The following is an 11,356-nucleotide window of genomic DNA, read 5'->3' as shown; positions in this document are numbered from 1 at the left end:
AAAAATGGCCAATAAAATAGGCCGAGCCGTCTGAATATTATGGATTAAATCATCATGTTTTTTAGAACCTTAAGGAATTTCTGATGCATTTCTTCAGAATAATCCAGATGTGTTACAATACGTAATTTTCCCTGCCCCATATTACTAATCCTGATATTTTCCTGTTGTAGGTTTTTCATGAAATCAGCCTCATCTGAAGCATTCTTCAGATAAAAAATGATGATATTGGTTTCCACAGGTTCCACTTCATCTATATATGATTGCGCGTCCAGAATTTCAGCTATTTCAGCAGCCCTTTTATGATCTTCAGCCAAACGTTCCACCTGATGATCAAGAGCATAACCCCCCGCAGCTGCCATAAAACCTATCTGCCGCATCCCGCCCCCAAGTATTTTTCTTATCCTGATGGCGTTTTTCATTATATCATTATCACCAATAAGTACCGTACCTATAGGAGTTCCCAGACCTTTGGAAAGACATACAGAGATAGTATCAAATATCTTCCCGTAATCTTTAGGATCTTCATTTTTGGCAACCAAAGCATTAAACAATCGTGCGCCGTCCAGATGAAGCCCCATGTTATGCTCATCACAAACTTTCCTGATCTTTTTAAATTCCTCAAAATTGTAACAGGCTCCTCCACCTTTATTTGTGGTGTTTTCAAGACAAACCAAAGTGGAGAGCGGACTATGATAAAAATCCGGCGGATTAATGTTTTCCTCCACCTGTGCCGCGGTGATCATTCCACGATGGCCGTCCACCAATTTACAGGAAACGCCACTATTAAAAGACGCGCCACCACCTTCATAATTAAACACATGAGCCCATTTATCGCAAATCAACTGGTCGGCGGGTTGGGTGTGCAATTTTATTGCTGCCTGATTGGCCATACTGCCGGTAGGAAAAAACAGTGCCTGATCTTTCCCAAACATTGTGGCGAGTTTTTCTTCAAGTTTATTAACTGTTGGATCTTCCTTATATACATCGTCACCAACTTCAGCACTCATTATTGCCTGCAGCATTCCTTTTGTTGGCCTTGTAATGGTATCACTTCTTAAATCTATTTCTTTCATTTTACTTTTTTTGTCATTCCTGTAAGAACATATAAGTTCCCTTTTTCTTTCTTTTTTCTGAAACGTCTTCATTAAAAATGCCAGTTTCGGGTTTAAAGTTATAGAAATAAGTTTATCTGAAAGAATAGATGCTATACCAAAGTGACTGTAAAACTTGGTAAGGCACTAACATTCTTTTATGAATGCCCGTAGATTGATGTTTTAATCCAGAATAGTAGCTTATTAAAATGACTGCGATCATTTTTAGAAGCTTTTAAGTACAGCAGCAACAGCAATGCTGGGATAAATTCTTGTTAAGGATTCCCATAAATTAAAAAAGTATTATAATTTCGGGTAAAATTGAATAAATGGTTACTACCGATCAGGTAAAAGATATTAAAGAAAGGCTATCTGCGCTTCATACCCATCTGGATATTGAGCAGAAACAAATTGAAATCCGGAATGAGGAGGAGAAGACGTTTGATCCTGATTTCTGGAATGATCCCAAGGAAGCTGAAGCATTTATGCGGGTTTTAAGAGGAAAGAAAAAATGGGTACAGGAATATACGCAGGCAAAAAATTTGCTTGAAGAGCTTCAGGTGTTACTGGAATTTTATGAGGAAGACGAAGCTTCAGAAGAAGATGTACAGGCGCAATATGATAAAATCCTTAATTTAATTGAAGGAATAGAATTTAGAAATATGCTTTCTGAAGAAGGTGATGACCTTAGTGCTGTGCTGCAAATTACAGCGGGTGCCGGTGGAACCGAAAGTTGTGACTGGGCTCAGATGCTTATGCGCATGTACCTGATGTGGGCCGAAAAACAGGATTATAAAATTAAGGAACTTAATTATCAGTCCGGCGATGTGGCTGGTATTAAAACCGTTACCCTTGAAATTGAAGGAGAGTTTGCCTTTGGGTGGTTAAAAGGGGAAAACGGCGTACACCGATTGGTGAGAATTTCCCCATTTGACAGCAACGCGAAACGCCACACTTCCTTTGCTTCAGTTTATGTTTATCCCTTAGCCGATGAAAGTATTGAAATTGATATAAACCCTTCAGAAATTTCATGGGAAACCATGCGTTCTTCAGGTGCCGGAGGCCAGAATGTGAATAAAGTGGAAACTGCCGTAAGGCTTCGCCATGCACCTACGGGAATTGTAGTTGAAAATTCTGAAACCCGCTCTCAATTGGAGAATAAAAATAAGGCTATGCAGCTGTTGAAGAGTCAGTTATATGAGATTGAGCTTCAGAAGCAACAGGCACAGCGAAGAGAAATTGAAGATTCAAAGATGAAAATTGAATGGGGTTCTCAAATAAGAAATTACGTAATGCATCCTTATAAACTTGTTAAAGATGTACGTACAGGAGAAGAAACAGGAAACGTAGATAATGTTATGGATGGCGGAATAGATGATTTTCTAAAGGCTTATTTAATGATGATGGGACAACGGAATGATGATTGATAATAATACTGAGATATTTTAATTTAGAATTTAATTGCTTACTTTAATTGCAATAAAAGAAATAAAGAATGATTACCATTTATCACAATACCCGATGCAAAAAATCACGTGAAGGATTGGAGTTAGTTAAAAATTCCGGAGAAGATTACAGGGTGAGAGAATATTTGAAAGTACCTTTAACAGAAGAAGAGATTTCTGCCCTGATAAATAAGATGAATATTTCCCCCATTCAACTGGTGCGGAAAAATGAAAAAATCTGGAAAGAAAATTATAAGGATAAAGATTTGAGTGATCGGGAACTCATAGCAGTAATGGCTAAACATCCAAAATTAATAGAACGCCCTGTTGTGGAAAATGAACAGAACGCGGTAATTGGCAGACCAACTTCAGATATTGAAGAAGTACTGTAAAAACAGTAAATTTAGAAAAAAGAGAGAATGAAACTAGAACAAAAATTAGGACTTATAGGATTGGCAGGCGCGCTTGTAGCGGGTTTTGTTTATACCAGTATATACATACAAAAAAAGGAGCGCCAGGAAATAAAAGAAATTGCAGAGGAGCTGGCTTATACCTGGAAATCTAAAATTAACCTTACGCTAGACCAGGTACATAAACTTGAAAATCTCATTATTGAATATACTATCAAAAAAAATGAGATTATCAATTCTCCTTTGAACCACGAATCCCAAATTATAAAATTGAAATCAGTTCAGAAATCGGAAAACACTGCATTAAAAAAATTGCTCAACCAACAACAGTATGAAAATTATACTGCCATAAATAGACAATTAACCCAAAAGTTTTAGTGCTGATTCTCAAGCACCATTGGATAGAACTTCTGGTCTTTTATCGGCTTTAACGGAATCTTAACTTCTTTAGATTAAACTATCTTGATTTTGGCTGGTCAAAGGGGAAAATCTATCTAATGACCACCAAAATTTTTCGCAGGATAAGTTGCACTCTTATTCTTCTTTTTAGTTTTATTTTTACTGTAAATGCTCAAAGTTCGGATGCAGAATATACCATCTCGGGTAATGTAATTGATGATGACCTTGAGGTACCACTGGAATATGCAACCATTTCTGTCACCAATGTAAATAACCCACAGGATGTTACCGGAGGGGTTACCGATCTCGAAGGTAATTTTTCAATAGAAGTATCGCAGGGCACTTACAACATCAAAGTAGAATTTATATCCTACGAATCAAAAAATTTTAATAACCGCAACATTAATTCAGATCTAGATTTAGGAACCATTCCTTTAGGAGTGAGTTCTTCCAGCCTAGATGAAGTAGTGGTTCGGGCCGAAACAACACAGGTAGATGTAAGGCTAGATAAAAAAATCTATAATATAGGAAAAGATCTTACAACCCAGGGAGGTACAGTTAGCGATGCTCTAAATAATGTTCCCTCGGTTTCTGTAGATGTAGAGGGAGGAATAAGCCTTAGAGGAAATGAAAATGTAAGAATACTAATAAATGGAAAGCCCTCTGCTATGGCTGGATTTGGAGATACCAATGTGCTCAGCCAGTTACCTGCCGATGCCATCGAGCGGGTTGAGGTGATAACCTCGCCTTCTGCAAGATATGGTGCTGAAGGTACTGCGGGTATTCTCAATATTATTCTTAGAAAAGAAAAAACCCTTGGCTTAAATGGTTCCCTTACGCTTAATGGAGGGATTCCTGCCGTTGCCGGAATTTCTGCAAACCTTAACTACAGAACAGAAAATTTTAACCTCTTTACTACCACCGGTTACCGTTATTATGATGCACCGGGAAACAGTTACAACAATACTGAATATTTCACCTATACCAATGAGGAAGGCGAGCTTGTAGAACCAAGATTTGACCGTCTTATAGAAGATAGTGAAACGGAGCGCCTTAATCGTGGTTTTAATACCAATGTTGGAATGGAATATTATATTACCGAAAATTCCTCTATTACCGGTAGTATTTTTTTCAGGACAGGAGAAGATGAAGATTTAACTACAAATATTACTGAACGTTTTATAGACAGTGATCTCGTGCAGGGTACCACAAGAACAGAACGACAGGAAGAAGAAGATGAAAGTTACCAGTTCTCTCTGAACTACATAAACAGGTTTGATGATAACGGTCATCAGCTTACCGCAGATTTGCAATACGAAGATGACAATGAAACACAATTCACTTTTCTTGATGAAAATATAGATTTTGATGAGACAGGCGAATCTTTGTTTATCCCCCGGGAGCGCGTTGTAACTCAGGAAACACAGAAGGAATATTTAGCCCAGGCAGATTACGTATTGCCATTTGGTGAAGATTCACAGTTTGAAGCAGGTTATCGTGGAAATTTTGAAAATGAAGTTACCGATTATCAACTTGAACAGGAAGAAGAAGGCACAAATGTTTTTTTATTCAATGAAAACCTTTCCAATATCTTTGACTACAGTGAAAATGTAAATGCTCTATATACCCAATACGGCACTAAGTTGGGTGACTTTTCATTCCTGCTTGGGTTACGTTTGGAAAACACTCAGTTAAAAGGAGATATAGACTCAGAATTAACTGAAAATGAGCTTTTGGAAGAATTTGGTTTTCCTATAGACACCGAGTTTGATAAAAATTACCTTGGCCTCTTCCCTACTCTTAACCTTATCTATGAATTAGGAGAAGAAGAAAACATAACACTGGGGTATAATCGAAGGATCAACCGGCCTCGCGGTTGGTTTATAAATCCTTTCCCTTCCCGTTCCAGCCGTACAAACGTTTTTCAGGGGAATCCAAATCTGGATCCGGCATTTTCCCACGCTTTTGATCTTGGTTACCTGAAAAGATGGGAAAAGTTAACCTTTACTTCATCGGTTTATTATCAGCACGAGATAGATGCGTTTGAAAGAGTTCAGCAAAGTACCGGAGAGCAAACGGCAGAAGGTGTGGATATAATCAGGACTATACCTATTAACCTTTCCACCAATGACAGGACCGGGGGTGAACTAGGGCTTCTATACAATCCGGCTGACTGGTTGAGATTAAATGGAAGTTTTAATTTTTTCCAGTTTGAGACAAACGGAGAATTTAATGGAGAAAATTACGGAGCTAAAAATACGAGCTGGTTTGCCCGTTTCAGCTCCAAGGTAACCTTGCCTGCACAGATAGACTGGCAAACAAATGCTTTTTATCGCGGACCTTCTGAAGAAGTTCAGGGTGAAACTGAAGGAATCCTTTCTATAGATCTTGCTTTAAGTAAAGAAATACTTAATGAGAATGCAACAATTTCTCTTAACGCACGAGATTTACTCAATTCAAGAAAAAGGGAATCTTATACCACTACAGAGTTTTTTAACAGAGAGAGCCGTTTCCAGTGGAGACAAAGACAAGTTACCGTCTCTTTTATATACAGGTTTAACCAGCAAAAGAGAGAACAGGAACGAAGAGAGGAAGAAGAAAATGGAGATGGAGATATGGGAGGAGACTTCTAAGTTAGAAGCAGAAATTAAAAAAAGGGACAAAATTTTGTCCCTTTTTTTATGCTTCTTCTTTAGCCTTTTTCCTGGCTGCTCTTTTCTCTTTTATCAATTCACCTACAGACCCACCAATCCAGTAAGGCACAATAGCTGCTAAAAAGAACATTAACCAAAATCCTATTGTAAGGATAACAAGGAAAGCTAAAAATCCAAGATACTGGTCAAATTCGAACATAACTCTATTTTTAGAATATGGTCAAAGATATAAGTCTCAATAACTTTTCGCAAGAAATATTTAAATTTTTGGTTCCCCTGGCTTTTATTATAGCATTTCTAAAATAAAGTAAAGGCTGAATTAACTTCAAATTAAATCTGTTTTTTGGTCTAAAGAAGCGGCTAAAATGTAAATTTGTAAAGCAAATAACTTTAAATATTATGGATTACAGAGTAGAGAAAGACACCATGGGGGAAGTTAAAGTTCCTTCAAATAAGCTATGGGGAGCCCAAACAGAACGTTCCAGAAATAACTTTAAAATAGGTCCCGCGGCCAGTATGCCTTTGGAAATAATTTATGGCTTTGCCTATCTTAAAAAAGCTGCAGCATATACCAATTGTGAACTGGGAGTTTTACCGGTAGAAAAAAGGGATTTAATTGCCAGGGTTTGTGATGAAATTCTTGCCGGAGAACATGACGATCAATTTCCGCTGGTAATCTGGCAAACCGGAAGCGGCACCCAGAGCAATATGAATGTAAATGAAGTTATTGCCAACCGGGCTCAACAATTAGCCGGAAAAACTATTGGGGAAGGAGATAAAACTCTTCAACCAAATGATGACGTGAATAAATCACAATCTTCAAATGATACTTTCCCTACAGGAATGCATATTGCAGCATATCATAAAATTTCTAAAGTAACTTTACCCGGAATCAAAAAGTTAAGGGAAACTTTAAAGAAAAAATCCGAAGAATTTAAAGAAGTTGTAAAAATCGGCCGCACTCACTTTATGGATGCCACTCCCCTAAGCCTGGGGCAGGAATTCAGTGGTTATGTTGCTCAACTTGACCATGGTATTAAAGCTCTGGAAAACACACTTCCTCACTTAGCTGAACTCGCCCTTGGCGGGACAGCTGTAGGAACAGGATTAAATACTCCCAAAGGTTATTCTAAACGTGTAGCCGAATTTATTGCCAAATTCACTGAACTTCCATTTGTTTCTGCGGGAAACAAATTTGAAGCTTTGGCCGCTCATGATGCTTTTGTGGAAACTCACGGGGCTTTAAAACAATTAGCTGTTTCCCTTAATAAAATCGGAAATGACATAAGGATGCTGGCTTCAGGTCCAAGAAGCGGAATTGGTGAGATCATTATCCCGGCTAATGAACCGGGTTCTTCCATCATGCCGGGAAAAGTAAATCCCACCCAATGCGAGGCTTTAACAATGGTTTGTGCCCAGGTAATCGGGAACGATGTTAGTATGAGCGTTGGCGGTATGCAGGGCCAGTTTGAACTAAATGTTTTTAAACCGGTTATGGCAGCTAACCTTCTGCAAAGTGCTGAATTGCTTGGTGATGCCTGCCAGTCTTTTGAAGAACATTGTGCAAGGGGAATAGAACCTAACCATGAAAGAATACAGGAATTACTTAATAATTCCCTGATGCTGGTAACTGCCCTAAATACAAAAATAGGCTATTATAAAGCCGCTGAAATTGCTAATACCGCACATAAAAACGGAACCACCTTAAGAGAAGAAGCAGTAAACCTGGGGTACCTTACTGCCGAAGAATTTGACGAATGGGTACAACCTAAAGATATGATTGGAAACCTGAAGTAATCTTCTTTATATAAAATGTAAAAGCCACTAACCTAAATACAGATTAGTGGCTTTTCTTTTTTATGAGCAAAAATTATTTATTTAATCTAAAAAATATGAAGCTTCGGCCTTTGGGATTTCCGCTTTACCTCTATCTAAGGAGAGGTTGAAACTGCTTATCCCATTTTCGGGTGAGGGGAAATATAGAAATTTAGGTTTTTGACTCAAAGGCCGTAACAAAACCGGCAAAATATACAGGACGGCTAGACTGCAGGAACAGGTGGTTTCAAGAGTTTTTATTTTCCAATTTTCTTTTGCAAAAATTTTCCGCAGAAAAACCTATACATTTCCCATGTACTATTCCTGCTTAGCAGGTACCTTAGCATAATGTTTCTTATATTTCCAGTAAGATATTGCTCCCAGCACCGCTACTCCGGCTACAGTATAATAAATAAAGGTAGGAGTAATAACCTTATCTCCACTGGCATAGGAATGGAGCCCGCTTAGGTAAAAGTTTACTCCAAAATATGTCATCATTATAGAGGCATAAGCCACAACAGACATGAAATTGAACGTCCACCTACCTCTAAGCCCCGGCACTAAACGCATGTGAATAACAAACGCATAAATCATTATACTGATCAAAGCCCAGGTTTCTTTTGGATCCCATCCCCAGTAACGGCCCCAGCTTTCATTTGCCCATTGTCCTCCTAAAAAATTTCCAATGGTAAGCATCACCAGTCCTACGGTAAGCGACAATTCATTAATAATTGTAATCTCCTTTATGTTGAGATCCATTTTCTTCTTATTGGAAGAATTAGTCAAAATCATCAGCAACAGGGAAACCACTCCCAGGATCATCCCCAGCGTTAAAGGCCCATAGCTTCCCACGATAACCGAAACATGTATCATAATCCAGTAAGAATCCAATACAGGCACCAGGTTAGCAATTGCAGGATCTGTCCAGTTGCCATGCGCAATCATTAAAATAATAGCCGAGACAAAAGCAGTCGACGCAATGGTAAGATTACTTTTTCTTCCAAATGCAAAGCCAAAGAACATTGTGGCCCAGGCTACGTAAATCATAGATTCATAGGCATTACTCCAGGGTGCATGACCCGAAATATACCATCTCACCGCAAGCCCGGCAGTATGTAGCACAAATAAGATAATAATTGATACAATACTAAAGGTGACAAGACCACGTATAACTTTATTATCTTTAAATATTTGTACGATCACAAAAATCAGCATCAGCACCCCGGCGAGCATATACATCCAGAAAAGATTTCTGAAAATGTCATATTTGTTATAGGTGATTTCCGCTTCAATTTTTTCTTTGGAAGGCATTACTTCAGCTCCAAATTTCTGCTGAAAACTCTTTATACTTCCCAAAAATTCATCTGCTCTTGCATAATCTTCGGTTTGTCTCGCCTTTTTAAGAGCATCAATATAAAGTGGCAATATTTGCCGCACATAAACCGAATCCATTCCTGTGAAGGCTGCTTCCTGCACTTCAGGATAAGAAACCCATTTATTGTTTTCATCTCCGGGAATAGGAAATATTCTGAGAATATCTCCTTCCAATGCCTGGTATAAGAGATTTACCTTTTTATCAGTATTTATATAATCCTTCTGAAACTTGTTTGGAACAGCTGCCTGGTATGCGCCTTCCAGATAAGGTGATAATTTATAATTCCCGGCATTATCAAAAAAATCGGTTAAGGAAAGATACTTTTTGCCTTCTTCCACATCCAGGATTTGATGCAGACTATCATTTTTCTTCTCTACAAAAATAAGCGGCACGTTGTACCAAACCATGGGATTTTCAGTCATGGAAATAAGTACCTGATCTGAACTCATTCCTTTGTAGGTATCGGTTTTGCTCAGCTTCCGCAATAATTCTGAAGAATAGGTATTGGCAGGTTTCATTCGCCCTCCGGCATCCTGTATTACAAGTCTTCCAAATTTTGCAGCGTGTTCTTCTTTAACAGCGTTGGCAGTAATAATAGAATCCATTTGCTCCTGGATTTCTTCAGTTTTTACTGAAGTATTTACATGCTCATGCTCCTCTTCCTGATTTTGTGCAAATCCGCCTGCAGAAATCATAAGGATAGTAGCAATAGTTGCAAGCTGTTTTTTCTTCTGTTTAACCTTTTCCAGTCTTTCTTTAAGATTTCCGAAGCGGGAACCTTTATCAAACAAAATCCACATTAAACCAAAATAAAGAAGAAAATAGCCCAGGTAGGTAATCCAGGTTCCCCAACGGTCATGATTTATAGAAAGAACGGTTCCCTTTTCATCTGGATCAAAGCTGGACTGGAAGAAGCGATAACCATGATGGTCCAGAATGTGGTTCATGTAAATTTCATAAGGAACATCCTCTTTACCTTCTTCCACAATCTCTACATTACTTTGGAAAGATTTATAACTTTTCATTGTTCCGGGATACTTTTCAGCAATAAAATCATTCAGTCGCAGAGCGAAGGGGAGTTCCTTCTCAATAGAACCGTAGTTCAGAAATATCTCAAGACCGGCCAGGTTAATCTTTTTCGGTTCAGTAGGAATTCCTTTACCCCCAAGCAAAATAACAGTTTCTGTCTCTCCCCTGGAGCTTACCTTCATTACCACGCCGTCGGCCTGATCTTTCATTTTTTGCTCTGTAGGAACAACATCGTATTCTCCCCTCAATACCGGCTCCGGAATTACAAACTGTAAATTACCAATATTATAAAGTGAGCGTAACATGAGCGTTTGAGTAGAATCAGATACAAGCTGTCCCTGTTTTTGATCGGCCATTCTCATATAGTCTCCGGCAAAAGGGGAATCAATAGTATATTCTCCTTCTTCATTAACCACAATATTAATGGCCCCTTCTGTAGGATTATTTAAACTGAATAAGGTATTATGGATATTACTAACTTCTCCTTCCTCTAAAAAATGATCGTGCCGCTCTCCCCCGCCGGCTTCTACAATCTTTAGAAACCGGTTCCCGTCTTCTGCAGGTACAAGGGTTTCTTCAGCACTATCAATAAAATTGGTAACTTCAAAACTAACAGGTTGCCCATTGTAATCGCTGTGCAATTCGTAATCATTTTCGGTTTCGGGAGCCAGTAAGACTTCATCCTGTAAAACCCTCCGCCTGGGCTCTCCGTCTATTTCCCCATCTATAAAAAAAGTGAAATAAGTTTCCTGGGTCAAAAATTTATTGGTGGTCTCCCCTTCTCTAATAGGCATTATCCCCTCGTAACTAATGTACCGGGTAATAAATGCCCCTATTAATATGAAGATAAAAGAAAGGTGAAGCAACAGTGTAGACCATTTTTCTTTCTTTAATAACTGGTAACGTTTAATATTTCCTATAAAATTGATGACAAAAAACAGCATTATTCCTTCAAACCACCACGTATTGTAAATAAGAACCCTTGCAGTTTCAATGGAGTACCAGGTCTCAATGAAAGTTCCCAATGCCATAGATGTGGCAAAAACGATGAATAAAACTGCCATTATACGGGTAGAAAAAATGACAGAAGCTATTTTATTCTGCATGAAAAGATATACTTTAAATCGGCTGCAAATTT

At 38.4% G+C, this 11,356-nt stretch carries 8 protein-coding genes; 5 read left to right on the top strand and 3 right to left on the bottom strand.

What is annotated here, in order from left to right; translation table 11 throughout:
• Window positions 1-44: 44 nt before the first annotated feature.
• Window positions 45-1,073, bottom strand: a complete 1,029-nt coding sequence (locus RM539_RS16850; protein ID WP_311504588.1) for a threonine aldolase family protein — start codon at window positions 1,071-1,073, stop codon at window positions 45-47.
• 347 nt (window positions 1,074-1,420) lie between these two features.
• On the opposite strand from RM539_RS16850, the gene prfB reads away from it, so the two are divergent.
• From prfB to RM539_RS16830, 4 genes are all read left to right on the top strand, one after another.
• Window positions 1,421-2,518, top strand: a complete 1,098-nt coding sequence (prfB, locus tag RM539_RS16845) for a peptide chain release factor 2 (protein WP_311504587.1) — start codon at window positions 1,421-1,423, stop codon at window positions 2,516-2,518.
• A 68-nt stretch (window positions 2,519-2,586) separates the two neighbouring features.
• Window positions 2,587-2,928, top strand: a complete 342-nt coding sequence (gene arsC, locus RM539_RS16840; RefSeq protein ID WP_311504586.1) for an arsenate reductase (glutaredoxin) — start codon at window positions 2,587-2,589, stop codon at window positions 2,926-2,928.
• A gap of 27 nt (window positions 2,929-2,955) precedes the next feature.
• The gene (locus tag RM539_RS16835; protein ID WP_311504585.1) at window positions 2,956-3,324 is read left to right on the top strand and encodes a hypothetical protein; all 369 of its coding nucleotides are present in this window, start codon (window positions 2,956-2,958) and stop codon (window positions 3,322-3,324) included.
• A gap of 119 nt (window positions 3,325-3,443) precedes the next feature.
• The gene (locus RM539_RS16830) at window positions 3,444-5,978 is read left to right on the top strand and encodes a TonB-dependent receptor (protein ID WP_311504584.1); all 2,535 of its coding nucleotides are present in this window, start codon (window positions 3,444-3,446) and stop codon (window positions 5,976-5,978) included.
• Window positions 5,979-6,024: 46 nt separating this feature from the next.
• Here RM539_RS16830 and RM539_RS16825 read toward each other — a convergent pair whose 3' ends face one another.
• Window positions 6,025-6,198 carry a hypothetical protein gene (locus RM539_RS16825; RefSeq protein WP_311504583.1) on the bottom strand — a complete coding sequence of 58 codons (174 nt, stop codon included), beginning with the start codon at window positions 6,196-6,198 and terminating at the stop codon, window positions 6,025-6,027.
• 200 nt (window positions 6,199-6,398) lie between these two features.
• Between RM539_RS16825 and fumC the strand changes: the two genes are divergently transcribed.
• On the top strand, window positions 6,399-7,796 hold the full coding sequence (fumC, locus tag RM539_RS16820) for a class II fumarate hydratase (RefSeq protein ID WP_311504582.1): 1,398 nt from the start codon (window positions 6,399-6,401) through the stop codon (window positions 7,794-7,796).
• A 336-nt stretch (window positions 7,797-8,132) separates the two neighbouring features.
• Here the strand turns inward: fumC and RM539_RS16815 are convergent, their stop codons facing one another.
• Window positions 8,133-11,324 (bottom strand): cytochrome c biogenesis protein CcsA, encoded by a 3,192-nt coding sequence (locus tag RM539_RS16815; protein WP_311504581.1) that lies wholly within the window; start codon window positions 11,322-11,324, stop codon window positions 8,133-8,135.
• Window positions 11,325-11,356 lie beyond the last annotated feature (32 nt).

This window comes from Autumnicola musiva (genome assembly GCF_031846585.1).
Taxonomy (GTDB): domain Bacteria; phylum Bacteroidota; class Bacteroidia; order Flavobacteriales; family Flavobacteriaceae; genus Autumnicola; species Autumnicola musiva.
This window is presented reverse-complemented; position numbering and strand designations above follow the sequence as displayed.